Here is a 23,807-nt window from a genome sequence, read left to right on the forward strand (position 1 = left end):
CCCGCGCGCCCCTGGGGCGCGGCCCAGGGGCGCGCGGGGAACCCGCCGCCGGCCGTCAGCCGAAGAAGACCTCGTTCTCCGCGTACCGTTCGCGGTCGACCGTCTTCACCGCGGCGACGGCGTCGGCGAGCCGCACCCGGGTGACGTCGGTGCCGTGCAGGGCGACCATCTCGCCCCAGGCACCGGCGTGCACCGCGTCGACGGCGTGCAGGCCGAAGCGGGTGGCCAGCCAGCGGTCGAACGGGCTCGGGGTGCCGCCGCGCTGGATGTGGCCGAGCACCGTGGCGCGGGCCTCGTGGCCGGTGCGGCGTTCGATCTCCCGGCCGAGCCACTCCCCGATGCCGGACAGCCCGCCCAGCCGGACCTCGGTGTCGGCGGGGCGGGCGTTGTCCGCGACGACGACGATGGGCGCGTAGCTGGCCCCGAACCGGGACTGCACCCAGCCGCACACCCGGTCCAGGTCGAAGGGGTACTCGGGGATGAGAACGCCGTTGGCGCCCCCGGCCAGGCCCGCGTGGGTGGCGATCCAGCCGCTGTTGCGGCCCATCACCTCGACCACCAGGACCCGTTTGTGGGACTCGGCCGTGGTGTGCAGGCGGTCGATGGTCTCGGTGGCGACGGTGACCGCCGTGTCGAAGCCGACCGTGTAGTCGGTGCCGGAGATGTCGTTGTCGATCGTCTTGGGCACGCCGACGCAGGGCAGCCCGTGCTCGTCGGCCAACGCCGCGGCGGCGGCGAGGGTGTGGATGCCGCCGATGACGACGAGCGCGTCGAGCCGGTGCGCGCTCAGCGTGGCCCGCACCCGGGCGGGGCCGTCGGTGCCGGTGAGCGGATCGGACCGGGAGGAGCCGAGGATGGTGCCGCCGCGCGGGAGGGTGCCGCGGACCTCGGTGATGCCCAGTTCCATGGCGTCGTCGGTGAGCACGCCGCGCCAGCCGTCCCGGAAACCGAGGAAGGTGTCGCCGTGCTCCTGCACGCCCTTGCGCACGATCGCCCGGATGACCGCGTTGAGGCCGGGGCAGTCGCTGCCTCCGGTGAGCAGGCCGACGCGCATGTCCGTCCCCTTCCCTCGGCGTTGCCCGGGCTCTCCCTCGGCTCCCGCCTTCGCGACGGTAGGCTACCGGGTGATCACCCGTCGTCCAGACCGGCTTCTATGGCGTAGCGCACCAATTCCACCCGATTGTGGAGCTGGAGCTTGCCGAGGGTGTTCTGCACGTGGTTCTGCACCGTGCGGTGGCTGATGACCAGCCGCTCCGCGATCTGCTTGTACGACAGCCCCTTGGCGACGAGCCGCAGCACCTCCGTCTCCCGCTCGGTCAGCCGGGGGGCGTCGGGGCGGTCCGCGTCCCGGGACGTACCGACCGCGGCCTCGCCGGCGAGCCGCCGGTACTCCCCCAGCACCAGACCCGCCAGGCCGGGGGTGAAGACCGGGTCCCCGGCGGCGGTACGGCGCACGGCCTCGATCAGTTCCGCGGGCCCGGCCGACTTCACCAGATAGCCGGTGGCGCCCGACTTCACCGCCTCCAGCACGTCCGCGTGCTCGCCGCTGGCCGAGAGGACGAGCACCTTGGGGCCCGTGCCCTCGCCCACCACCCTGCGGCAGACCTCGACGCCGGGGAGGCCGGGGAGGTTCAGATCGAGCACGAGCACGTCGGGAGCGGCGGCCTCGGCGCGGCGCACGGCCTGCGGGCCGTCCCCCGCCGTCGCGACGACGTCGAACCCGGCCGCGGCCAGATCGCGGGCGACCGCGTCGCGCCACATCGGGTGGTCGTCGACGACCATCACGCTCACGCCCGCTTCGGCGGTCCTCGCGGTGGAGTCGGTCATGGCTTCGGCACCTTCAGCTCGACCTCCGTACCCTGGCCGGGAACCGACACGACGTCAGCGCTGCCTCCCAGCTCTCGCAGCCTGCCCCGGATCGAGAGTGACACACCCATCCGGCCCTCCGCCTCCGCGGCCTCCAGTCGTCCCGGGGCGATGCCGGGACCGTCGTCCCGGACGGTGACGAGGACGGCGTCGGGCTCGTCTTCCAGCAGGATCCACGCGTGCGCCCCCTCCCCGGCGTGCCGCCGCACGTTGTCCAGGGCGGCGCCCACGGCCGCGGCGACGGCCCGCGCGGCCGGGGGCGGCAGCGGCACCGGGGCGCCCGGCTCCGCGAGGGTGACGCGGCCGCCCGCGCGCAGCGCCAGCAGCGAGCGCAGGTCCACCGGGTCCGCCGGACCGTCCGACGCGCCCGGCGGCTCCGGCCCGTCCGACGCGTCCCGGCCGGGAGCCGTCCCGCGCCGGTCGGCCGTGGGGACGGCCGGCGCGGGCACACCCACCCCGCTGGAGACGAGCGTGCGCAGGGCCACCTCCTGCTCACCGGCCAGCCGCCCCAGCTCCGCCGCCTCGCCGCCGATCGCGGAGCCCCGGCGCTGCACCATGGCCAGCACCTGGAGCACGCTGTCGTGGATGTCGCGGGCGAGCCGCTCGCGCTCCCGCGTCGCCGCCTCGATGCGCAGCGCCTCGGCGAGGGTGCGCTCGGAGACCCGGGCGACCTCCACCACGTAGCCGATGCCGATGCTCGCCACCGTGACGAGGACGATGTTGTGGACCGTGTCCCGGGACAGCTCACCGCGTTCGACGATGTTGGCGGCGCCGATGACGAGCGAAGTGGCGGCCGCCCACCGCCAGCCACCCTTGATCGCGAAGGCCAGCACGGAACCGGCCACCCAGATCGAGGGCAGCGTCGGACCGACGAGGGCCCGGGTGTCGGCGAGCGGGGTGACGAGGATGCCCGTGAGCGCGAGGAGGAGGTCCACGGCGAGGAAGCGCGGCGTGCAGCGCTCGGCGGACGACACCCGGCCCAGCGTGCCGACCGTCCACAGGGCCAGCACGGCCAGATAGCCCGCCCCCAGCAGCGGACGGGCGTAGGCCTCGCTGTTGTACGCGAAGACGGCGACGGCGTAGCCGCAGGTCAGGACCCGGTACCCGGCGAGGGCGCGCCACAGCGGCGCCTCGACGGACATGCGCCCCGCGACCCGTGGAAGCCACCGCGGGCGGCGCCGCGGCCCACCGGTTCCGCGCACCCGCGCGACGTCCGTGCCCGTCATCGGTCATCCCCCCGGAGCGAAGATCAGGCCGTGTGGCCGTCCTGGCCGCCGTCCTGCTGCCTGGCCTGCTCCTTGGCCGCCTCCCTGGCGGCGGCCTTGGCTGCCTTCTCCGCCGCCTTCTCCTCCTCGGCCTCCCTCTTGGCGGCCTCGGCGATCTGGCGCTTGGCGGCGGTGGCGTACATGTCCACGTACTCCTGGCCGGAGAGCTTCATGATCTCGTACATGACCTCGTCGGTCAGCGAGCGCTGGATGAAGCGGTCCCCCTCCATGCCCTCGTAGCGGCTGAAGTCCAGCGGGGCGCCGATCCGGATTCCGGGCCGCATCAGTTTAGGGACGACCTTGCCGGGCGGCTGGATCTTCTCCGTGTCGATCATCGCGACGGGGATCACCGGCGCTCCGGTGGCCAGCGCGATCCGGGCCAGGCCGCCGGGCTTGCCCCGGTACAGCCGCCCGTCGGGCGAGCGGGTGCCCTCCGGGTAGATGCCGAACAGGCCGCCGCCCTCCAGGACGTCGATGCCGCTCTTGATGGCGGCCTCGGCCGCGCCCCGCGCGCCGGAGCGGTCCACCGGGAGCTGTCCGACCCCCTTGAAGAACGCGGCCGTCAGCCTGCCCTTGACTCCGGGGGTGGTGAAGTACTCGGCCTTGGCCACGAAGGTGACCTTGCGGTCGAGCACGGCCGGCAGGAAGAACGAGTCCGAGAACGACAGGTGGTTGCTGGCGAGAATCGCCGGGCCCTCGGCCGGGACATGTTCAAGGCCCTCCACCCAGGGGCGGAAGCCGAGCTTCAGCGCACCTCCGATGGAGACCTTCATCGCTCCGTACAACAACCGGGGAACCTCCTGTGTCCGTCGTGAGCACCATATCCCGGCGCGCCGGGGCGTCGGCCGGGCGTACCGGGCTACCCGGTGGCCACGCGTACGCGTAGGGTGGCAGGACCTCCCTTGTCCTCGCGCCGCGAAGGAGAACCCCGTGCCGTTGCTTCCCGGGAGCGAGCCGATGCGTCACGAAGGCTCCGACGAGATCGGCGTCCTCATCAGCCACGGTTTCACCGGCACCCCGCAGTCGGTGCGCCCCTGGGGGCGCTACCTGGCCGAGCGTGGGCTCACCGTCTCCGTTCCCCTGCTGCCCGGTCACGGCACCCGCTGGGAGGACATGGCCGTCACCGGCTGGCAGGACTGGTACGCGGCGGTCGAGCACGAGCTGCTCGACCTGCGCAAGCGCTGCCGTCAGGTCTTCGTCGCCGGGCTGTCCATGGGCGGTGCGATGGCGCTGCGGCTGGCGGCCCGGCACGGGGACGCGGTCAGCGGCGTCGCCGTCGTCAACCCGGCCATCAGCTTCCCCCGCCGGCAGGGGTACGCCCTGCCCGTCATGCGGTACCTGGTCCGCTCGGCTCCGGGCATCACCAGCGACATCCGCAAGGAGGGCGTCACGGAGACGGGCTACGACCGCGTCTCCCTGCACGCGGCGTACGCGCTGCGGAACTTCCTGCGGCTCACCCACCGGGAGCTGCCGCAGGTCACCCAGCCGCTGCTGGTCATGCACAGCCGGGTGGACCACGTGGTGCCGCCGGGCGACTCGGCAACGATCCTGGGCGCCGTCTCCTCCGCCGACGTGACCGAGACCGTGCTGGAGAACAGCTACCACGTGGCCACGCTGGACAACGACGCCGAGCAGATCTTCGCCGACTCCCACGCCTTCATCACCCGCCTGGCAGCGAGGAAGACCGCACGTGACGGATCGTGATCGGGGCTCCGGCGAGGGCCGGGAGCCGCTGGATGAGGAAGCCGCCTGGGCGCAGATCGTCGCGGGCTACGGGGCCGAGCCGCCGGACCCGCCCGGCGTCTGGGCCAAGGCGGAGCTGACCGAGGGCCGGGAGGCCTCGGAGCCGGGCGACGGCGTCGAGGACGGCCGGGAGGACGGCGAGGCGGCCTCCCCGGGTCCGTCGTCGCCCGGCGCACCGGGCTCCCCGGCCAACCCGGCCTCCCCGGGCGCGACGAGCTCCCCGGGCGCACCGGACTCCGCGGGTTCCGCCGGCTCTCCCGGCTCCACCGGCTCTCCCGGCTCCACCACCGGCTCTCCCGGCTCCACCGAGGACGCGCCGCTGCGCGGCTTCACCGTCTACTCGGCCGGCTCGATGAACACGGCGGGCCAGGGCCCGCGGGACTGGGAGGCCGCCGACCCCCCGGAGGAGGACGACCACTTCGTCCCGCCCGAGCCGCCGCCGCTGCCGCAGGCCGACACGACGACGAAGTTCGCCTGGCTGGCCGTGCTCGGCGGCCCGGCCCTGCTGCTGGCCGCCGTCCTGTTCCGGTGGGACCTGAGCTGGTGGATGACGTTCCTCGGCGTCGGAGGCTTCGTCGGCGGCTTCGGCACGCTGGTCACCCGGCTGCGCGACGAGCGCGAGGACGACGACTGGGACGACCCGGGCCGCGGCGCCGTCGTCTGAGCGCGCCCGGCCCCGGGGCAGCGCACCCGGTCAGGGCAGCCGCAGCGCCGCGAGCACCGGGCGGTGGTCCGAGGCGGCGCCCAGCAGCTCCGGGGTCACGCCGGGCAGCCCGGCCGGTACCCCGCACCCCAGCACCTCCGCTCCGGGGCCCGCCAGGACCGCGTCGATCCGCTGGTGGGGCCGCCGGGCGGTGGAGGTGTACTCCTCCCCCCAGGGCGCCACGGCCCAGCCGTCCCGCAGGCGTCCGGCCAGCCGCGTGAACGCGGGCCCGTCGGGCCGCTCGTTGAGGTCCCCGGCGGCCACCACGGGTCCCGGCATGCGCGCGAGCCGGTCCAGCAGCAGCTCGGCCTGCTCGGTGCGCTCCCACCCGGCCAGGCTCAGGTGACAGCTCACCACCGACAGCCGCGCGCGCTCCCCGAACCGCAGCACCGCCGTCGCCAGCCCCCGCCGGTGCAGCCCGGGAGTGCGCGGCAGCAGCACGTCCTCGGCCTCCTCCACCGTCGCGCGCAGCGAGGAGAGGATCATCGGACCGCAGGCCGTGGCGCCGCCGGTGACGTGGACCAGCTCCGTGCGGCGGGCGAGCCGCCTCGCGTACGTGCGCCAGCGGAAGAAGCGCGGTGCCTCCTGAACGCAGACGACGTCGGGCGCGCAGGCCCGGATGACCCGGACGAGCGCCCCGACGTCGTCCCGCATGGCGCGGATGTTGTAGCTGAGCAGGCGGACGACGGCCGAGCCGTCGGCTCCGGTACGGGACTCGGGCAGGTCCGCGAGCGGCGTCATGCCCTCACCGTACGGCGCGGGCTGACACCGCGTCGGCCCGGCGCGGCGCGCCGGCGCCGCTCAGCCCGCCCGTACGCGGTGTTCAGCCCTGCCGGGCGGGGTGTTCAGCCCTGCCGGGCGAGGTCGGCGGCGCCCACCAGCCCGGCCTTGCCGCCGAGCTGGGCGGCCAGTACCTCGGCCTGGGGCCGCCACCGCGCACCCACCAGCCAGCGGCGGTAGGACTTGCGGATCGGCCCCAGTACCAGCTCCCCCTCGTCGGAGACGCCACCGCCGACGATGAAGGCCCCGGGGTCGAAGAGGGTGGCGAGGTCCGCGAGCCCGGCGCCCGCCCAGCGGGCCAGCTCGCGGAAGGAGTCGATGGCCACCGGGCAGCCCGCGCGGGCCGCCTCGCTGACGTGCCGGCCCTGGACGCCCTCCGGTGTGCCGTCCCCGAGGCCGAGCAGGATGCCGGCGTTCTCCGGGGTGGCCGCCGCGCGCTGGCGGGCGTAGCGGACGAGGGCGCTGCCGGAGGCGTACTGCTCCCAGCAGCCCTGGTTGCCGCAGCCGCACAGCAGGCCGTCGGGCACCATGCGGATGTGTCCGAACTCGGCCGCGACCCCGTACCGGCCGCGGTGCAGCCTGCCGCCGATCACGATGCCGCCGCCCAGCCCCGTGCCCAGGGTGATGCAGACGACGTCGTCGTGGCCCTGGCCCGCGCCGTAGCGGTACTCGCCCCAGGCCGCCGCGTTGGCGTCGTTCTCGATGACGACGGGGAGGCCGACGCGCTGCTCGACCCGGTCCTTCAGCGGTTCGTGCCGCCAGGTGAGGTTGGGGGTGAACAGGACGGTGGCCCGCTTGTCGTCCACGTATCCGGGCGCGCCGATGCCGACCGCCTCCACGGGGTGCTCGGCGCTCGCCGCGCGGACGGCGTCGGCGATGCCCTCGATCACGCCCTCTGCGGTCTGCGGGGTGGGTACCGTGCTGGTCTCCAGGATGTTCCCGGCCTCGTCGACGACACCGGCCGCGACCTTGGTACCGCCGATGTCGACGCCAATGGTGAGTCCCATATGTCCCTCAGCTATCAGTAGAGCCCCGCTGAACTCAACGTTACCGGAGGGCGGCGGGCCGAAGCGCAGGTGCTCGGCCCGTGGAACGGGCGGGCTCAGTCCAGGTCGATGCGCTCGGTGCCGGGCGGCTCCTCGCCGCCGTCCCCCTCCGCGCCCTTCCCGGCCTCCCCCGGGGGCCGCTGCCCGTCGGGGCGCCGCGTCCAGCGCTGCTCGGCGTCGGTCACCGCGGAACGGTAGGCGGCCAGCAGCTCGTTGCCCGCAGCGGCCAGGTGCTCGAAGACCTGCGGATTGCGCTCGACGACCGGCTCGACGGCCGAGCGGGCGCCCTCCACGAGCTGCCGCGCCCAGCGCTCGCCCTGCCCCGCCGCGCCGAAGGCCTGCCCGGCCAGCGGTGCGGTGATCTCGGCGAGCCGGCCGGCCACGCTCTCCGCCAGGCGGCGCAGCTCCTCGGCCGCGCTGCCCGGCTGGGGGCCGTACTTCTCGCGGCGGCGCTCCCGCTCGGCCGCCAGGTCCTCCGCGCAGGCGCCCGCCCAGGCGTCCCCGGCGGGCTCGCAGGGCTCGTCGGACTCGCGCCGGGCATCGGCGTCACGCTCGGTGGCATCGCTCATCGCGGACTCCTGGGACAGCGACGTGGGGCGGCTTCCGGCTCGCCGCCCCGTTCGGCCCTTCCGACAGTACCGGTCACGCACCCCGTGGCCACAGTGCGGGGTCGGGCCGGAACCTGACGGCCAGTTCGCCGTCCGCGAGCCGGGCCCCGGCGACCGTGCAGCGGACGAGGGCGCCCGGAAGGGGCAGCACCCTGCGGTAGGGGCCCGCCGTGACGATCGCCTCGGCCCCGCGCCGCACCAGCTCGACCCGTTCGCGGACGGCGCCGGGCAGCGGCAGCCGCCACACCAGCTCGCCCGAGTCCGCCAGCCGGTCCTCCACCCGGGGTGCCGGGCCCGGCCCCGGGGCGGTTCCCGGCGCGGGCACGCCCAGTTCCGCCAGCTCCCCGGGGGTGCACGGCGCCTCCGGCAGCCAGGGCAGCTCCCACACCGGCACCGGGTCCAGCGCGGTGCGCAGCGCCCCGGTGGTCTCCCGCTGCCCGGTGTGGAGGGCGGCCACGAACGGGTCGGGCGAACCGGCCGGCAGCAGCCGGTTGACGGCGACGGCCTCCAGCGGCAGCCCGTGCAGGGCGAGCCCGGCGCGGGCCTCGGCGACCGCCCGGGGCGCCCCGGCCTCCGGGGCCACCACGAGGCGCACCGAGACGCCGGGGCCCGAGAGCAGTTCCCGCACCGCGGCCAGGGCCGTTTGCCAGCGGGCCGCGGTCGCGTACAGGCGCTCGGCGGGCATCGGGACGCCGACGAGCTGAGCCAGCAGGGGGTGGAGGGCCCGGGCGGCCTGCCGTTCCGGCGGCAGCAGCCGGGCGAGCAGGCGGGCGAGGTTCTCGGGGAGGGCGAGGTGGCCGAGCGCCTCCCGGACGGGGGCGAGGTCGGCGACGACGACGTCCCAGCCCGCGCCGTCGGGATCGGCCGTGGCTTCGGCGTGGAGGGAGTGGAGGGTGCGCAGGAGGGCGAGCGGCTCGGCGGCGGGCAGCTCGGGCAGCTCGTCCCCCTCCAGGGGCTGGGCGCCGAGGAAGTCGAGCACGCCCTTGCCCTGCCGCTGGAAGTCGAGCGCAGCCGAGCGGAAGCCCGCGGCCGGGTCCAGCCGCAGGTGCCGCAGCCCCTCGGTGGCGGCCACGGCGGCGGGAAGGGGTCCGGGCGTGAGCATCACCGTGCGCAGGCCGTCCCCGGCGGCGGCCAGGGCGGTGGCGGCGGCCACCGTGCTGCGGCCGGCGCCGCCGGCACCGGTGACCAGGACGGTGCGGCGCACGTCAGTCCCGGCCGCCGGCCTCGGACTCGACGCGCTGCTTCAGGCCGGCGAGGGCGCGGTCGATGATGACCTTCTCCGCCTTGCGCTTGATCATGCCGAGCATGGGGATCTTGACGTCGACGGTGAGCTGGTAGGTCACCTCGGTGCGCTCGGGCCCGGCCGGGTGGAGGAGGTAGGAGCCGTCGAGCGAGCGCAGCATCTGCGACTTCACCAGCGACCAGCTCACCTCGTGCGCCGAGCGCCAGGTGTAGGCGAGGGTGTGCTCGTCCCGGATGGCGCCCGCGTCCAGCAGGAGGCGCACCTCCTCGGCGCGGCCCTGCTCGTCGGTGCGCAGGATCTCGGCCTCCTTGACCTCGCCGGTCCACTCCGGGTAGCGGGCGAAGTCGGCGATCACGCCCATGACTTCGGCCGGTGCCGCGTCGATGGTGATGCTCGACCTGGTGTGTTCCGCCATCGCTGTGGTCCTCCGCGTGACCGTTCGAACTGCTGGAGCCGGTGCCGCTGAAGGCTATCGCGCCCGGGTCCCGGCGGCGTCACCACTCCAGGACGAAGGGCCTGCCCGTCGCGTTGAAGTGACCGACGTTGACGCACTCGGTGGCGCCGATGCGCATGCGCTGGGCCAGGGGCTGGTGCACGTGCCCGAACAGCGCGTACCGGGGGCGGATGGCGTGGATGGCCTCCAGCAGCGCGACGCTGCCGTGTTCGAAGCGGCGCGCCACGGTGTCGTAGCACAGCTCCGGCACCTCCGGCGGGATGTGCGAGCAGAGGACGTCCACCGGGCCGAGCGCGGCGACCTTCTCCGCGTAGGTCTCCGGGTCCACCTCGTAGGGGGTGTTCATGGGGGTGCGCAGGCCGCCGCCGACGAAGCCGACGGTCAGGCCCCCGATCTCGGCGGTCTCGCCGTCCAGGACGGTCGTCCCGGCCCCGGCGTACTCGGGCCACAGCCGCGGTATGTCCACGTTGCCGTAGGTGGCGAACGTGGGGCTGGGCAGCGCGGCGAAGAGTTCGGCGTACTGGCGGCGCACGGCGCTCTCGATGGCGCTGGCGCGGTCGACGCCGTCCCAGAGCCGGCCGGCGTAGGCGCGGGCCTCGGCGTAGCGGCGGGCGGTGCGCAGCTCCACGAAGCGGTCGGTCGCCTCCTTCCCGAACAGGTCGGGGAAGATGCCGCGGGTGTGGTCCGCGTAGTCGAGGAACAGGATGAGGTCGCCGAGGCAGAGCGTGACATCGGCCCCGTCCCCCGCCTGGGCGAGCGCCTCGGCGTTGCCGTGCACGTCGCTGACCACGTGTACCCGCGTACGTCGCATGAGGCCCAGCCTAAGCGGCGTGCTGATCTCCGCCCGGGCCACCCGGACGGCCCGGAGGTTACTAACGGTTCGAGGAACGCGTGGTCTAGGGTCGGGCGGGCGGCCTGCCGCGTGACGCGCACGATGTGACACAGGGAACATCTGCGGCCCCCCTCTGTACCGGCGCCCGTACCGATGGGTAACGTCCGGGCCGTCCAGCACGCGAGACTCCTCCAGGTCTCGCGGCGAACGGCCACATCCGGCGCCGACGAGGAGCAGCAGTCTTGCGCGAGTTCAGCCTTCCGGCCCTGTACGAGGTCCCCGCAGACGGCAACCTGACCGACCTGATCCGTCGGAACGCCGCGCAGTACCCCGACCTGCCCGTGATGGCCCGCAAGGACCCACGGGACCCGGCCCGCTGGCAGGACCTCTCGGCGACCGCCTTCCTCACCGAGGTGGAGGCCGCCGCGGCCGGTCTCGTCGCGGCCGGCGTCGAGCCGGGCGACCGCGTCGCGCTCATGTCGCGCACCCGCTACGAGTGGACGCTCCTGGACTTCGCCATCTGGTGCGCCGGTGGCGTCACGGTCCCGGTGTACGAGACGAGCTCCCCCGAGCAGATCGCCTGGATCCTCGGTGACTCCGGTGCCGTCGGCATCGTCGTGGAGAGCGCCGCGCACGCCGAGGCCGTCGCCGGGCTGCGGGAGCGGCTGCCGGAGCTGCGCGAGGTCTGGACGATCGACGAGGACGCCGTCGCCGGTCTGGTCCGCGCCGGCGAGGAGGCCGGGATCTCCGCGGAGACCGTCGCCGAGCGCAGCGCCGTCGCGAAGGCCGACTCGCCCGCGACGATCGTCTACACCTCCGGCACCACGGGCCGCCCCAAGGGCTGCGTGCTGACCCACCGCGCCTTCTTCGCCGAGTGCGGCAACGTCGTCGAGCGGCTGAAACCGCTGTTCCGCCCCGGCGAGGGCTCCGTGCTGCTCTTCCTGCCCACCGCGCACGTCTTCGCGCGCATGGTGCAGATCGCCGCCGTGATGGCGCCCATCCGCCTCGGGCTGGTGCCGGACATCAAGACGCTCACCGACGACCTGGCCTCCTTCCAGCCGACGATCGTGCTCGGCGTGCCCCGGGTGTTCGAGAAGGTCTTCAACTCGGCGCGGGCCAAGGCCGAGGGCGACGGCAAGGGCGGGATCTTCGACAAGGCCGCGGCCACGGCCATCGCCTACAGCGAGGCGCTGGACACCCCCGGCGGCCCGTCGCTCGCGCTCCGGCTCAGGCACAAGGTGTTCGACCGGCTCGTCTTCGGCAAGCTGCGCGCCGTCCTCGGCGGCCGGGCGTCCCACGCGATCTCCGGCGGTGCCGCCCTGGGCACCCGGCTCGGCCACTTCTACCGGGGCATCGGCTTCACCGTGCTGGAGGGCTACGGGCTCACCGAGTCCTGTGCGGCGACGGCGTTCAACCCCTGGGACCGGCAGAAGATCGGCACCGTCGGCCAGCCGCTGCCCGGCACGGTCGTGCGGATCGCCGACGACGGCGAGGTCATGCTCCACGGTGAGCACCTGTTCTCCGGCTACTGGAACAACGAGGCGGCCACCGGCGAGGTCCTCTCCCAGGGCTGGTTCCACACCGGGGACGTCGGCACGCTGGACGAGGACGGCTACCTCACGATCACCGGGCGGAAGAAGGAGATCCTCGTGACGGCGGGCGGCAAGAACGTCGCCCCGGCCGTCATCGAGGACCGCATCCGCGCCCACGCGCTGGTGGCCGAGTGCATGGTCGTCGGCGACGCCCGCCCCTACGTGGCCGCGCTCATCACCCTGGACGAGGAGTTCCTGCCGCGCTGGGCCGAGGAGAACGGCAAGGCGGGGCTGAGCCGCGACGACCTGCTGGCCGACCCGGAGCTGACGGCCGCCGTGCAGCAGGCGGTGGACGACGGCAACGCCGCCGTATCGCGCGCGGAGTCGGTGCGCAGGTTCCGCGTCCTCCCCTCCCAGTTCACCGAGGAGTCCGGGCACATCACACCCTCGCTCAAGCTCAAGCGCAACGTCGTGGCGAAGGACTTCGCGCAGGAGATCGAGTCCCTCTACTCCTGAGGGCCCCCGGTCCCACACGCCCCGCTCCCCGCCTATCGCTGGTGGGTCCACTCCAGGAGCGCGTCGGCGTCCCAGGTGTTGACGACGTCGCGGGCCGGCACGCCGCACGCCGCGGCCCGCACACAGCCCCCGAGCTGCCAGTCGAGCTGCCCGGGGGCGTGGGCGTCCGTGTCGATCGCGAAGAGCGTCCCGGCCGCGACCGCGGCGCCGAGCAGCCGACGGGGCGGATCGCGGCGCTCCGGACGGCAGTTGATCTCGACGGCCGTTCCGGCGCGGGCGCAGGCGGCGAAGACCGCCTCGGCGTCGAACTCGGACTCCGGCCGCGGGCGCCGGCCGCCGAGCAGCCGCCCCGTGCAGTGCCCGAGCACGTCCACGCGCGGGTTGGTCACGGCCTCGATCATGCGCCGCGTCATCGCGGGTGCGGGCATCCGCAGCTCGGAGTGGACGGAGGCGACGACGACGTCCAGCCGGTCGAGCAGCTCCTCCTCCTGGTCCAGCGAGCCGTCGGGGAGGATGTCGCACTCGATGCCGGTGAGCAGCCGGAACGGTGCCAGCTCGCGGCCCAGCCGCTCGACGACGTCGAGCTGCTCGCGCAGCCGCTCGGCGGAGAGCCCACGGGCCACCGTCAGCCGGGGCGAGTGGTCGGTGAGGGCCGTCCAGCGGTGGCCGAGCGCGGCGGCGGTGCGGGCCATGACGTCGATGGGGCTGCCGCCGTCGGACCAGTCGGAGTGCACGTGGCAGTCGCCGGTGAGGGCCGCCCGCAGGGCCCGGGCGGCCTCCGGCGCCGGCTGTTCGTCCCCGGACTCCGCCTCCAGCCTCGCCAGGTAGTCGGGCCGGTTCCCGGCCAGGGCCTCGCGCACGACCCGGGCGGTGGTGTCCCCGATGCCGGCGAGCGCCGTGAGCGAGCCGTCGCCGGCGCGCTGTTCGGCCTCACCGGGCGGCAGGCCCGCCACCACGGCGGCGGCTCTGCGGAAGGCCTGGACGCGGTAGGTGGGCGCCTGGGACCGCTCCAGCAGGAACGCGATCCGGTCCAGCGCTGCGACGGGGTCCATGGCACCCCAGCCTCGTGTGCCGCACCGCGCCGCGCAAACGCTGCCGACTCCGGGTGGGAGGACCGGGGCCCTCGCCGGGCTCCGCGCAGCCCCTACAGGAGCGCCTTGAGCCGTTCCGCGAGCAGGTCCCAGCGCCAGCGCTCCTCGACCCAGGCCCGGCCCCGCTCCCCCATACGCCGCCGCAGCTCGGGGTCCTTCAGCAGCACCGTGACGCGCTCGGCGGTCTCCTCCGCGCTCTCGCCGCGCACCACCCAGCCCGTCTCCCCGTGCAGGACGGCGTCGGGCGCGCCGCCGGAGTCACCGGCGACGACGGGCAGCCCGGTGGCGGAGGCCTCCAGGTAGACGATGCCCAGGCCCTCGACGTCGAGCCCGCCGCGCCGGGTGCGGCAGGGCATCGCGAAGACGTCCCCGGCGCCGTAGTGGGCGGGCAGCTCCTCCCAGGGGACGGCGCCGGTGAACCGTACGGAGCCGGCGATCCCGGTCTCGCCCGCGAGCCGCCGCAGGTCCTTCTCGTACGGGCCACCCCCGACGATCAGCAGCACCGCGTCCGGCACCTCGGCCAGCACCCGGGGCAGCGCGCGGATCAGCGTGTCCTGGCCCTTGCGCGGCACCAGCCGGGACACGCACACCACGACCGGGCGGTCGCTGAGCCCCAGCCGCTCGCGGATCTCGTCCCCGCCCGAGCCGGGGTGGAACGTCTTCTCGTCCACCCCCGGCGGGAGCTGGGTCATGCGCCCGGCCGCCTGGGGCGTCAGCGCCCCGGCGATGCGGGAGCGGGTGTACTCGCCCAGGTACGTGAGCGTGTCCGTGGACTCGCCGACGCGCCGCAGCAGGCTCCGGGCACCCGGCAGCTGCGCCCAGCCCGCCTCGTGCCCGTGGGTCGTCGCCACCAGCCGCTCGGCCCCGGCCGCCCGCAGCGCGCCGCCCATGAGCCCCAGCGGCGCGGCGGCCCCGAACCACACCGACGTGCAGCCGTGCTCGCGCAGCAGCTCGGCGGCCCGGCGCGTCACCCGGGGCGTCGGCAGCAGCATCGTGGTGCGGTCGCGCACGACGGTGAAGGGCTGCTCCGCGTCGAACCGGGCCGTGGCCTCCCGTCCCTCCGCCGTACGGTTCCAGGTGGAGGCGTAGACCACGACCTCCGCCGGGTCCAGCCGGAGCGCCATGCTGTGCAGGAACGCCTGGATGCCGCCGGGCCGGGGCGGGAAGTCGTTGGTGACGATCAGCGTCTTGTGCATCGCCGACGACAGTACCGCTTTCCCGCGACACCCCTGCCGTCGGTACCGGGGCCCGGCGGCGCCGCGTACGGTCGGTGCCATGCGCCTGCCCCCGTCCGCCCGGGTCCTGCTCTGCTGGCTGTTGACCCGCTCCGCCCTGCTCCTGTGCGTCTTCGGCGTGCTGACTCTGCGCGGCCCCGACGTCACCACCGACGTCTCGGTGATCTACCAGGGGTGGGCCGAGATCCTGCGCTCGGGCAGCTTTCCGCGCGACGACGTGACGTGGCAGTACCCGCCCGGTGCCGCCCTGCCCGTCCTTGCCCCCGATCTGCTGCCGTTCCTCCGCTACGAGGCCGCGTTCTTCGTGCTGGCCTGCGTGGCCGACGCCGTCGTCCTCGGGCTGCTGCTGCGGCGCCCGGCCTCCCGGGCCGGCGCGTGGACGTGGGTGGCCGGAGTGCCGCTGCTGGGACCGACGGTGTACGCCCGCTACGACCTGATGGTCACGGCGGTCGCGGTGGCGGCGGTCCTCGCCGTCGCGCGGCACCCGCGGACCGCGGGCGCGCTCATCGCCCTCGGCGCCCTCGTCAAGGTGTGGCCCGCGCTGCTGCTGGCCGGCGTGCGCCCCGGGCGCGGCGGACGCCGGCTGGCGGCGAGCGCGCTCGTGACCGCGGGCCTCCTGGCGGCCGTGCTCACCCTCGCCGCGCCGCACGGGTGGGACTTCCTCTTCGCCCAGCGCGACCGCGGCCTGGAGGTCGAGTCCGTGGGCGCCCTCGTGTTCCACCTCGGCCGGTACGCCGGCTGGGAGGGGTACGTGAGCCTGCACTACGGGTCGATGGAGTTCCTCGGCCCGCACGTGTCGACCGTGGCCACCGCCTCGCTCCTGTGCACCGTCGCCGCCCTGGGCTGGCTGGTCCGCTGGCGGCTGCGCGTCGTCACCTGGCAGCGCTCGACGGCAGCCGACGCCGCCCTGGCCGCCGTCCTGCTGTTCACCGTCACCAGCCGGGTCATCAGCCCCCAGTACCTGGTGTGGCTCGTCGGGCTGGCCGCGGCCGCGCTCGCCCTCGGCTCCGCGCGGCAGCGGGTGCCCGCCGGGCTGATCCTGGGGGCGACCGCCCTGACCGTGCTGGAGTTCCCGCTCTACTTCGACGCCGTCGTCGCCAGCGAGCCGCTCGGCGTCACGCTGCTCGTCCTGCGCAACGGCCTCCTGCTGGCCGCCGCCGCGCTCTCCTGCGCCGCGCTGTGGCGCTCGACCGCCGCCCGCCCCGGGGCACTGGACGCCGTGGCCACGGAGCCGGTCAGGGCCGGGTCACCCCGCTGACGGGCATCATCCCCACCGGGTCGTAGCGCACCCGCGCCCCGGGATAGGGGGCGTGGATGACCTGCCCGCCGCCCGCGTACATCGCCACGTGGCTGGCGTCACCGCGGTAGATGACGAGATCGCCGGGACGGGCCTCAGAGAGCGGCACCCGCCGCCCCGCGTACGCCTGCCCCTGCGAGGTACGCGGGATGGACACCCCCGCCTGCCGGTAGGCCCACTGCGTCAGCCCCGCGCAGTCGAAGGCGCCCGGGCCGGACTGCCCCCAGGCGTAGGGGCGCCCCAGCGCGCTGCGGGCGGCCGTGAGGGCGGCGCCCCACCGGCCGGTACCGGCGGCCGTGGGAGCGGCTCCGGAGCGGGTGCCGGAGCGTGCGGCGCGCGCCTCGCGCTCGCGCCGCTCGGCCGCCGAGAGGGAGTTGAGCAGCCGCCGCGCCGCGCCGAGCTTGCTCTGCACCGACCGCTGGTGCCGGCGCAGCCGCTCGTTCTCCTTCTCCAGCCGCTCCAGCTGCCCGCGCGCCCGCTCCCGCTTGGCGTCCAGCAACCGCTGGGCACCGCGCAGCTCCCGCAGCTCCCCGAGCTTGCGGCTGCTGACGCGCTCCATGGCGGCGGCCTTCCCCAGATACCCGTCGGGGTCGCTGGAGAGCAGCAGCGCGACGGTCGGGTCGAGCGCGCCGGAGCGGTACTGGGCACCGGCCAGCGCGCCCAGCGCGTTGCGCAGCCGGTTGACCCGGGCCTGGCCGCGGGCGACCTCGTCCTGCGTGTTGGCCACGCGTCGGCGCAGGTCGGTCACTTCGGCCTGGGACGCGTTGTACTTCTCGGTGGCCCGCTCGGCCTCGGCGTAGAGCCGCTCGACCTTCGCGTCGACCGAGGCGGCCATCGGCCCGTCCGGGTCCGCCCCGGCGGGAGCGGCGGTCATCGCCGCGGCCGAGGCGGCGGCGGCCGTGAGAACAGTGACCCGGGCAGCCCTGCCGGCTCCCGGCGGCGCGTTGTGTCGATGCGAGCCCACGGCTGGCCGCGCTCCTTCCGCTGACGCTCCCCTCCCTCCTTGCGAGGGCGCCCGGCACAGTAGCCGCCGTGGGACGGCGGCTCCAAGCATCCGAGGGGACGCCGGTCAGCGCGGAGTTGACCCTTCCGCCCGGGGACGCCGGTGTTCTGCGCGGTGGGTGCGCCGGAGCACGGTATGCGCGCCCCTCCGTGGAATCACTCGCACGGGTGAGACGGCGCGTCGTACGGTGCCGGGAACGCGGCCCGGCGCCCGGGTCAGATGCGCACGCCCCACATGAAGGGCATGCCGGAGCGGGCGATCGACTCGTAGCGCACCTGGGCACCCGGCTTGGGGGCGTGCAGCATCTGGCCGTTGCCGGCGTAGAAGCCCACGTGGCCCAGGTCGGTGCGCAGGATCACCAGGTCGCCGACCTTGAGGTCGCTCATCGAGTTGATCCGCATGCCCGCATTGGCCTGCGCCTGCGAGGTCCGCGGGATGGATATGCCCGCCTGCCGGTAGGCCCACATCGTCAACCCGGAGCAGTCGAAGGAGTTCGGCCCCTCCGCGCCCCACGCGTAGGGCAGGCCCACACGGGTCTTGGCGGCCTCGTAGGCGGACGCGGCCCGGCCGGACGCCGTGCCCTCGTTGCCCATCTCGACGCGCTCGCCGGCGGCGCGGCTCGCCCGCTCCTCCTCGGCGCGCATCTCCGCGCGCTCCTCCGCGGTGAGCTTGTTGAGCAGCTTCTGCGCCTCGGCGAGCTTGCCCTGGACCTTCTTCTTGTGATCGCCCAGGTCCTTGCGCGTCTTGGCCAGGTCCTTGAGCTTGTCGGCGGCGTCGTCCCGCTGCTGCTCGAGCTGGCGCTGCTTGCCCTGGATCTTCTTCAGGGAGCCGAGCTGCTTGAGGCTGAGCTGGTCCAGCGTGGAGGCGCGGGAGAGATAGTCGTCCGGGTCGGCGGACAGGAGCAGCTGCATCGAGGGGTCGATGCCGCCGCTGCGGTACTGCGCGGTGGCCATCGAGCCCAGGCCGTTGCGCAGGTCGTTCAGCTCGCCCTGGCCGCGGGCCACGGAGTCCTGGAGCCGGTCGACGTCCTTCTGGAGCTTGTCGGCCTTCTCCTTGGCCCCGTTGTACTTCTCGGTGGCCGCCGCCGCGTCCTCACGCAGCTTGTCCACCTTGGCCTTGACACTGCGCTTCGTCGGTTCCGGCTCGGCCACGGCCGAGTTCGCGGAGAGGGCGACCGCCGCGGCGGCGGTCGCCGTGAGCACGGTCGCGCGGGTTCGGCCCGGCTGCTTGGGACGACGGTGGGACGCCACTGGGGCGAGCTCCTTCTTCCTCAGCCGCCTGCCGGACCGTCGGACCGAACGACCGTGGCCCTGCGGACCGGTTCCGCGCGCGCTGCGGACTCGGCGGTTCCTCCACGGTCACCCCGGATGGGCGATCAACCGCGCGGAGGTTCGAGGGCCGACAGTAGCCAGGTCGCGATGACCGCTTCAAATCCCTGCGGCCAAAATCTCACCGTCGACGGTCATCCTTTACCAACATCACACGGGCAGCAACGGCCACTTGACACACCGTAGGCACCGGCCGCATCACAGACCGGACGCATGATGACAGGAGCGAGAAAACGGACTCCGCACTCAGGAGCGGGCAAGTCGCCTCAGGAGCAGCGCCGACGCGACCGGCCGCGCCCCCGCCTCGGCCACCCCGTCGGCGACCTCCCGGTCCGTCGAGACCACGACCACCGGACGGCCCTCGGGCTCGGCCCGCACCAGCCGACGGATCAGCTCGTCGGCCGTCTGCCCGGGCTTGCTGAACAGCACCCGCACCCCGCGCGGCGGAGCCAGCAGCACCGGAGCGGCCAACTCCGCGCCGTCGAACACGCAGGTGACCTCCGCCCCCGACTGCGCGGCCAGCCCCGCGAGCCCGCCCAGCAGCCGCAGCCGCTGCTTCTCCAGCGGCAGCGTCGGATAGCCCGTCTTCGTCACGTTGTAGCCGTCTACCAGCAGATGCACCTGCGGCAGCGCCAGCAACTGGTCCAGCAGCGCCGGGTCCTCCTCCGACAGCGCCCGGTGCGCCACGTCCTTCGGGCTCATCCGCCCCGGCTCGACGGCCTCCACCGTGTCCGCCGGGTGCTGGGACGCGGGCGGCAGCGCCAGCTCGCGGCGCAGCCCCTGGGCGGCGTCCAGCACGGTGTCGAGCAGCAGCCGCACCCGCATGTCGGCCACGCCGCGACCCTCCCGCACCGCCCGGCGCCCGGCCTCCAGCGCCGACTCCGCCTCGGCGGCCCGGGCCCGCAGCCGCCGCGCCTCGCTGTCGGCCGCCGCCTTCTGCGCCTGCGCCCGCGCCCGGACCTCGTCCAACTCCGCCTGGAGCTTGCGCAGAGCGGCCTCGCCTCGCTTGATGTCGGCCTGCGCGCTGCGCAGCCTGCGGTGCAGCCCGTCCATCTCCCGGCGGGCCGCCTCCAGCTCCGCGCGCAGCCTGCCGCCGTCCTCCCGGCTCGCGCTGCGGGCCTGGGCCAACTCCGCCCGCAGGCGCTCCAGTTCTCGCTCGGCCTCCGCACCGGCCCGCTCCGCCTGCGCCCGCTGCGCCTCCTCCCCCGCCGCCGTCACCAGCTTCGGCCAGCCGTCGGGGCGCAGGACGTAGGCGAGCGCCGCGACGTCCACCGGGTCGGCCGCGGCCGGAGGCGAGCCCTCCGCGATGGCCTCGGCCAGCTCGGGCAGCAGCTCGCGCAACCGGGCCCCGATGCGCTGGCGGAACAGCGCGTCCGTCTCCAGCGCGGCGGCCATAGCGTTGCCGCCGAACTTGGCCCGGCGCGCCGGGGTGAACCGCGCGTACTGGCGCACCGGGGCGGGCAGCTCGGCGACCGTCAGGGCACCGATGGCGTCCCCGGTGAGCGCCACGACCCGGCGGCGCACCCGCTCGGGCAACGGGCGGTCCAGCGCCTCGGCGGCACGCGGCCGCTCCTCGGCACCGGATCGCCGCTCCCGGTGCGGCTCACCGCCCGTCGTCTCCTGCACGCCTCAGCACCCGTCCGTCTCTGCTCAGTCCTCGCCGCCCGGCCGGTCCACGAGTTCCACCTGGTCGACCGCGTTGCACCAGCGGCAGCGCACGGACTCCAGCGCCTCGCTCAGCACCTCGCTCTCCTCCACCTTCGGCTCACCGGCCAGATCGAGGTGTACGTATTCGACGACCCTGCTGCTGCGCGTCACGTCGAAGCGGGTCAGGTTCCCGCACAGGGTGCAGCGCCAGCGCGTGTCGGCCGTCGGCTGAGGGACCGGCATGGTTCGTCCTCGACTTTCCCAGTTCGTCCGTTGGCTGCTCGCGGGCACGTCCTTGTGCGGGGCAGGTTCTCACCCGCAACCCTACGGCCTGCGAGCCACCGCGTGTGCGGAGTGGTCACGCCGTGGCCGAGCCGTCATCCGCGCGTGGGGCTAGAGTGAGCGGGCCCGCCCAGGCCACCGAGGGAGAGACGACGCCGTGATCACATCGATCGTGCTCATCAAGACCAGCACCGACGCGATCCCCGAGGTCGCCGAGCAGATCGCCGCGCTGGACGGCGTCAGCGAGGTCTACTCCGTGACCGGCGCGCACAACCTCATCGCCATGGTGCGGGTGGCACGGCACGACGACCTGGCCGACGTCATCCCCGGGCGGATCAGCAAGATTCCCGGGGTGCTCTCCACCGAAACCCACATCGCGTTCCGCACCTACTCCCAGCACGACCTGGAAGCGGCCTTCGCCATCGGCCTGGACGCCTGAGCCCGCGCCCCGGGAAGGGCGCGGGGAGCCGCGCGACCGACCGCTACGCGGCCGATACGCCGGACGAGCCCCGGCGCAGCAGCTCCGCGGCGGCCGTGAGGAACCGCTCGATGTGCTCCTGTGGCGTCCCCACACCGAAGCTCACCCGGACGGCCCCCAGCTCCCGTCCCCCCGCGCCCGGCTCGCCCCCCACTCCCCCGGCGCCGCGTCCCCGGCCCCGAGCAGGGCGCGCAGCAGCGGGTGCGCGCAGAACAGCCCGTCGCGCACCCCGATCCCGTACACGGAAGCGAGCGCGGCGGCGAAGTCGCGGCAGCTCCAGCCGTCGACGGTGAACGACACGACGCCCACGCGCTCGGCCCCGGGCCCGAAGAGCGAAAGCACCCGGATGCCCGGCAGCTCGGCCAGCCCGGCGCGCAGGCGCGCCAGGAGCCGCCGCTCCCGCTCCACGAGCCGGTCGAACCCCGCCTCCGTGAGCGCCCGGCACGCCGAGGCGATGGCGTACGCCCCGATGACGTTGGGCGAGCCCGCCTCGTGCCGGGCCGCCGTCGTGTGCCACTGCGCCGAGACGGAGCCGTCCGCAGCGCGCGCCACGGCACGGCTCGCCCCGCCGCCGGCCAGATACGGCTCGGCCGCGCGCAGCCAGTCCGCGCGCCCGGCCAGGACGCCGGCACCGAAGGGCGCGTAGAGCTTGTGGCCGGAGAAGGCCACGTAGTCGACGTCGAGCGCTCCGATGTCCACGGGGTGGTGCGGGGCGAGCTGGGCGGCGTCCAGGACGACGCGAGCGCCGTACCGGTGGGCGACGGCGGACAGCTCCGCGACGGGCCACAGCTCCCCCGTCACGTTGGACGCCCCCGTCACGCACACCAGCGCCGGCCCCGGCCCGGCACCGCGCAGCGCCTCCGCCAGGAGCCCCACCGCCTCCCGGGGGCTGCGCGGAACGTCCAGCCAGTGCGTGTCCCGGCCGCGCCAGGGCAGCAGCGCCGCATGGTGCTCGGAGGCGAAGACGAACACCCGGGTTCCCTCCGGCAGCGCGCCGGCCAGCAGGTTGAGGGAGTCCGTCGTGGAACGGGTGAACACGACCGCGTCGTCGGGGCGGCAGCCGAGGAACGCGCCCACGGTGGCACGGCTCTGCTCGAACAGCTCGGTGGAGAGCCGGGAGAGGTAGCCGGCGCCCCGGTGCACGCTGCCGTAGTAGGGGGCGTAGGAGGCGACGTCGTCCCAGACGCGCCGGAGGACGGGCGCGCTGGCCGCGTAGTCGAGGGCCGCGTAGGTGACCTGCTCGGCGCCGGGCACCCGGACGTCGGCGCCGAGCACGGGCAGCGGTGCGTCGCCCGGGGTGTCTCCACCGGTACGGAACGTGACGGAGGCAGGGGTGGCGAGGGACATGGGGATCTCCCAGGAAGGACGGGGTGGAGTAGGTTCCGGGCGCGGCCGGCCGACGTCGTGTGGACGGGCGTCGCGGGGGCCGGGGTCAGGGGACGCCCGACGAGCCCGACGCGGGACGCGTACCGTGCGGCTGTCGCTGCGGGGCCCGTGCGGACCCGGGGCACAACGGCCCTAACGCATTCGCTTGCTCATGGGGAACTCCCTCGACCGCGCTTGCCGCAGACCTTGCTGTCGTGCGGCCCGGTCATCACCCGGGGCACCCCGCCACGGTTGGAGGGTTGCCGGACAGCGGGCCGGGGCCTTCGTCGCTGTCACTCGTGACCTGCGCCGAGTATGCCACAGCCCCCGGGCCCGGCAGAGCCCTCCCCTCGGCCTCAGGCGCGGGTGGCCGCGGCCCAGCGGTGCAGGGCGGCCTGGGCGGCACCGGAGTCGATCGACTCCGCCGCCCGTGCCATCGCGCCGGGAAGCTGCTCGGCCAACGGGGCCTCACCCGGCGTCAGGGCCACCAGGGCGGCGGCGGAGTTGAGCACCACCGCGTCCCGCACGGGCCCGCGCTCGCCGTCCAGCAGCCTGCGCGCGACCTCCGCGTTGTGCGCCGCGTCCCCGCCCCGCAGCGCCTCCACCGGGACGAGGTCGAGCCCGACGTCCCGGGGGTCGAAGCTCTCCCGGCGCACCACGCCGTCGCGCACGACGTAGACGGCGGAGGTCGCCGTCACCGTCAGCTCGTCCAGGCCGTCGTCACCCCGGAACACCAGGGCCGAGGTGCCGCGCTCGGCGAGCACACCGGCGAGGATGGGCGCCATCCTGGCATCGGCCACGCCGGTCGCCTGCGCCCCCACCCGGGCCGGGTTGGTGAGCGGGCCGAGGAAGTTGAACGGCGTCGGCACGCCGAGCTCCCGGCGCGCGTTGGCGACGTGCCGCAGCGCGGGGTGGAACTTCACCGCGAAGCAGAAGGTGATCCCGGCCTCCTCCGCCACCTCGGCGACGCGTTCGGGGCTCAGGTCCAGGTTCACGCCCAGCTTCTCCAGGACGTCGGACGCCCCGCTGGCCGAGGAGGAGGCCCGGTTGCCGTGCTTGACGACCTTCGTGCCGGTGCCCGCCACCACGATGGCCGACATGGTGGAGATGTTGACCGTCTTCGCCTGGTCGCCCCCGGTGCCGACGATGTCCACCGTGGGGCCGGGTACGTCGATCGTCCTGGCGTGCTCGTACATCGTCCGGACCAGGCCCGCCACCTCGGCCACCGTCTCGCCCTTGGCCCGCAGGGCCACGGCGAAACCGGCGATCTGGGCGTCCGTCGCCTCCCCGCGCATGATCCGGTCCATCGCCCACGCCGTGTCCTCGGCGGTGAGGTCCTGGCCGGCGATCAGGGCGTTCAGGACGTTCCGCCACGAGCGGTCCGCCACGGTGTCGCCTGCGGCGGGGGTCACAGCGCTCATGGGCACGCTCCTGTCGAGTTCCGCGAGCGGCGTGCGGTGCGCGACGCCGCGATCACCCACACTAGCGGCCCG

22 protein-coding genes, 1 pseudogene and 1 riboswitch are annotated in these 23,807 nt (G+C 74.8%); of the genes and pseudogenes, 5 read left to right on the plus strand and 18 right to left on the minus strand.

Features of this window, described 5'->3' with window-relative positions; all coding sequences use genetic code 11:
• Positions 1-55: 55 nt before the first annotated feature.
• From O7609_RS03885 to O7609_RS03900, 4 genes are all read right to left on the minus strand, one after another.
• The gene (locus tag O7609_RS03885) at positions 56-1,054 is read right to left on the minus strand and encodes an ATP-dependent 6-phosphofructokinase (RefSeq protein ID WP_269743086.1); all 999 of its coding nucleotides are present in this window, start codon (positions 1,052-1,054) and stop codon (positions 56-58) included.
• A gap of 74 nt (positions 1,055-1,128) precedes the next feature.
• Positions 1,129-1,827 carry a response regulator gene (locus O7609_RS03890; protein ID WP_269733497.1) on the minus strand — a complete coding sequence of 233 codons (699 nt, stop codon included), beginning with the start codon at positions 1,825-1,827 and terminating at the stop codon, positions 1,129-1,131.
• Positions 1,824-3,008 carry a MacS family sensor histidine kinase gene (gene macS / locus O7609_RS03895; protein WP_269744310.1) on the minus strand — a complete coding sequence of 395 codons (1,185 nt, stop codon included), beginning with the start codon at positions 3,006-3,008 and terminating at the stop codon, positions 1,824-1,826. Before macS ends, O7609_RS03890 begins: the two co-directional genes overlap by 4 nt.
• A 107-nt stretch (positions 3,009-3,115) precedes the next feature.
• Entirely contained in the window at positions 3,116-3,904 is a 789-nt protein-coding gene (locus tag O7609_RS03900; RefSeq protein ID WP_269733498.1) for a lysophospholipid acyltransferase family protein, read from the minus strand.
• Between the two features lie 157 nt (positions 3,905-4,061).
• Between O7609_RS03900 and O7609_RS03905 the strand changes: the two genes are divergently transcribed.
• Together O7609_RS03905 and O7609_RS03910 are read left to right on the plus strand one after the other, a co-directional pair.
• Positions 4,062-4,835: an alpha/beta hydrolase gene (locus O7609_RS03905; RefSeq protein WP_269733499.1), complete on the plus strand. Its 774-nt coding sequence runs from the start codon at positions 4,062-4,064 to the stop codon at positions 4,833-4,835.
• Positions 4,822-5,538, plus strand: a complete 717-nt coding sequence (locus O7609_RS03910; RefSeq protein WP_269743087.1) for a hypothetical protein — start codon at positions 4,822-4,824, stop codon at positions 5,536-5,538. The genes O7609_RS03905 and O7609_RS03910 overlap by 14 nt, the downstream gene beginning before the upstream one ends.
• 30 nt (positions 5,539-5,568) lie before the next feature.
• On the opposite strand, the gene O7609_RS03915 is transcribed toward O7609_RS03910, so the two are convergent.
• From O7609_RS03915 to O7609_RS03940, 6 genes are all read right to left on the minus strand, one after another.
• Positions 5,569-6,318 (minus strand): endonuclease/exonuclease/phosphatase family protein, encoded by a 750-nt coding sequence (locus tag O7609_RS03915; protein ID WP_269743088.1) that lies wholly within the window; start codon positions 6,316-6,318, stop codon positions 5,569-5,571.
• A gap of 104 nt (positions 6,319-6,422) precedes the next feature.
• A complete protein-coding gene (locus O7609_RS03920; RefSeq protein WP_269733502.1) occupies positions 6,423-7,364 on the minus strand; it encodes an ROK family glucokinase in 942 nt (313 codons plus the stop codon).
• 95 nt (positions 7,365-7,459) lie between these two features.
• Entirely contained in the window at positions 7,460-7,972 is a 513-nt protein-coding gene (locus O7609_RS03925; protein WP_269733503.1) for a DUF5304 domain-containing protein, read from the minus strand.
• 73 nt (positions 7,973-8,045) lie between these two features.
• Positions 8,046-9,215 (minus strand): ArsA family ATPase, encoded by a 1,170-nt coding sequence (locus tag O7609_RS03930; RefSeq protein ID WP_269733504.1) that lies wholly within the window; start codon positions 9,213-9,215, stop codon positions 8,046-8,048.
• Position 9,216: 1 nt separating this feature from the next.
• Positions 9,217-9,669, minus strand: coding sequence for an SRPBCC family protein (locus O7609_RS03935; protein ID WP_269733505.1), 453 nt, complete (start codon positions 9,667-9,669; stop codon positions 9,217-9,219).
• Positions 9,670-9,748: 79 nt separating this feature from the next.
• The gene (locus O7609_RS03940) at positions 9,749-10,519 is read right to left on the minus strand and encodes a metallophosphoesterase family protein (protein WP_269733506.1); all 771 of its coding nucleotides are present in this window, start codon (positions 10,517-10,519) and stop codon (positions 9,749-9,751) included.
• 263 nt (positions 10,520-10,782) lie between these two features.
• On the opposite strand from O7609_RS03940, the gene O7609_RS03945 reads away from it, so the two are divergent.
• On the plus strand, positions 10,783-12,588 hold the full coding sequence (locus O7609_RS03945; protein ID WP_269733507.1) for an AMP-dependent synthetase/ligase: 1,806 nt from the start codon (positions 10,783-10,785) through the stop codon (positions 12,586-12,588).
• A 32-nt stretch (positions 12,589-12,620) separates the two neighbouring features.
• On the opposite strand, the gene O7609_RS03950 is transcribed toward O7609_RS03945, so the two are convergent.
• Positions 12,621-13,640: a PHP domain-containing protein gene (locus O7609_RS03950; protein WP_269733508.1), complete on the minus strand. Its 1,020-nt coding sequence runs from the start codon at positions 13,638-13,640 to the stop codon at positions 12,621-12,623.
• A gap of 92 nt (positions 13,641-13,732) precedes the next feature.
• The gene (locus O7609_RS03955; protein ID WP_269733509.1) at positions 13,733-14,875 is read right to left on the minus strand and encodes a glycosyltransferase family 4 protein; all 1,143 of its coding nucleotides are present in this window, start codon (positions 14,873-14,875) and stop codon (positions 13,733-13,735) included.
• 79 nt (positions 14,876-14,954) lie between these two features.
• Between O7609_RS03955 and O7609_RS03960 the strand changes: the two genes are divergently transcribed.
• Positions 14,955-16,172 carry a glycosyltransferase family 87 protein gene (locus O7609_RS03960; RefSeq protein ID WP_269733510.1) on the plus strand — a complete coding sequence of 406 codons (1,218 nt, stop codon included), beginning with the start codon at positions 14,955-14,957 and terminating at the stop codon, positions 16,170-16,172.
• On the opposite strand, the gene O7609_RS03965 is transcribed toward O7609_RS03960, so the two are convergent.
• From O7609_RS03965 to O7609_RS03980, 4 genes are all read right to left on the minus strand, one after another.
• Complete coding sequence (locus O7609_RS03965) at positions 16,150-17,175, minus strand: C40 family peptidase (protein WP_269733511.1); 1,026 nt, start codon at positions 17,173-17,175, stop codon at positions 16,150-16,152. The genes O7609_RS03960 and O7609_RS03965 overlap by 23 nt on opposite strands.
• Before the next feature lie 254 nt (positions 17,176-17,429).
• A complete protein-coding gene (locus O7609_RS03970) occupies positions 17,430-18,464 on the minus strand; it encodes a C40 family peptidase (protein ID WP_269733512.1) in 1,035 nt (344 codons plus the stop codon).
• A gap of 324 nt (positions 18,465-18,788) precedes the next feature.
• Positions 18,789-20,168, minus strand: a complete 1,380-nt coding sequence (locus O7609_RS03975) for an NYN domain-containing protein (protein WP_443072057.1) — start codon at positions 20,166-20,168, stop codon at positions 18,789-18,791.
• Positions 20,169-20,192: 24 nt separating this feature from the next.
• Complete coding sequence (locus O7609_RS03980; RefSeq protein WP_219092409.1) at positions 20,193-20,432, minus strand: hypothetical protein; 240 nt, start codon at positions 20,430-20,432, stop codon at positions 20,193-20,195.
• Between the two features lie 196 nt (positions 20,433-20,628).
• On the opposite strand from O7609_RS03980, the gene O7609_RS03985 reads away from it, so the two are divergent.
• Positions 20,629-20,910, plus strand: a complete 282-nt coding sequence (locus O7609_RS03985) for an Lrp/AsnC family transcriptional regulator (protein WP_219092410.1) — start codon at positions 20,629-20,631, stop codon at positions 20,908-20,910.
• Positions 20,911-20,946: 36 nt separating this feature from the next.
• Here O7609_RS03985 and O7609_RS03990 read toward each other — a convergent pair.
• Both O7609_RS03990 and trpD read right to left on the minus strand, forming a co-directional pair.
• Positions 20,947-22,296 (minus strand): annotated as a pseudogene (locus tag O7609_RS03990) (aminotransferase class V-fold PLP-dependent enzyme); the annotation flags it as partial.
• Between the two features lie 204 nt (positions 22,297-22,500).
• A riboswitch (SAM riboswitch) is annotated at positions 22,501-22,619 on the minus strand.
• 51 nt (positions 22,620-22,670) lie between these two features.
• The gene (gene trpD / locus O7609_RS03995) at positions 22,671-23,735 is read right to left on the minus strand and encodes an anthranilate phosphoribosyltransferase (RefSeq protein WP_269733513.1); all 1,065 of its coding nucleotides are present in this window, start codon (positions 23,733-23,735) and stop codon (positions 22,671-22,673) included.
• Positions 23,736-23,807: the final 72 nt, after the last annotated feature.

The sequence above is a fragment of the Streptomyces sp. WMMC1477 genome (assembly GCF_027460245.1).
GTDB lineage: Bacteria > Actinomycetota > Actinomycetes > Streptomycetales > Streptomycetaceae > Streptomyces.

What these genes read in the sequence shown, in the direction of transcription:
- O7609_RS03885 (WP_269743086.1), bottom strand. Translation starts at nt 1,054, where the DNA reads ATGCGCGTCGGCCTGCTCACCGGAGGCAGCGACTGCCCCGGCCTCAAC.
- O7609_RS03890 (WP_269733497.1), bottom strand. Translation starts at nt 1,827, where the DNA reads ATGACCGACTCCACCGCGAGGACCGCCGAAGCGGGCGTGAGCGTGATG.
- macS (WP_269744310.1), bottom strand. Translation starts at nt 3,008, where the DNA reads ATGTCCGTCGAGGCGCCGCTGTGGCGCGCCCTCGCCGGGTACCGGGTC.
- O7609_RS03900 (WP_269733498.1), bottom strand. Translation starts at nt 3,904, where the DNA reads ATGAAGGTCTCCATCGGAGGTGCGCTGAAGCTCGGCTTCCGCCCCTGG.
- O7609_RS03915 (WP_269743088.1), bottom strand. Translation starts at nt 6,318, where the DNA reads ATGACGCCGCTCGCGGACCTGCCCGAGTCCCGTACCGGAGCCGACGGC.
- O7609_RS03920 (WP_269733502.1), bottom strand. Translation starts at nt 7,364, where the DNA reads ATGGGACTCACCATTGGCGTCGACATCGGCGGTACCAAGGTCGCGGCC.
- O7609_RS03925 (WP_269733503.1), bottom strand. Translation starts at nt 7,972, where the DNA reads ATGAGCGATGCCACCGAGCGTGACGCCGATGCCCGGCGCGAGTCCGAC.
- O7609_RS03935 (WP_269733505.1), bottom strand. Translation starts at nt 9,669, where the DNA reads ATGGCGGAACACACCAGGTCGAGCATCACCATCGACGCGGCACCGGCC.
- O7609_RS03940 (WP_269733506.1), bottom strand. Translation starts at nt 10,519, where the DNA reads ATGCGACGTACGCGGGTACACGTGGTCAGCGACGTGCACGGCAACGCC.
- O7609_RS03950 (WP_269733508.1), bottom strand. Translation starts at nt 13,640, where the DNA reads ATGGACCCCGTCGCAGCGCTGGACCGGATCGCGTTCCTGCTGGAGCGG.
- O7609_RS03955 (WP_269733509.1), bottom strand. Translation starts at nt 14,875, where the DNA reads ATGCACAAGACGCTGATCGTCACCAACGACTTCCCGCCCCGGCCCGGC.
- O7609_RS03960 (WP_269733510.1), top strand. Translation starts at nt 14,955, where the DNA reads ATGCGCCTGCCCCCGTCCGCCCGGGTCCTGCTCTGCTGGCTGTTGACC.
- O7609_RS03980 (WP_219092409.1), bottom strand. Translation starts at nt 20,432, where the DNA reads ATGCCGGTCCCTCAGCCGACGGCCGACACGCGCTGGCGCTGCACCCTG.
- trpD (WP_269733513.1), bottom strand. Translation starts at nt 23,735, where the DNA reads ATGAGCGCTGTGACCCCCGCCGCAGGCGACACCGTGGCGGACCGCTCG.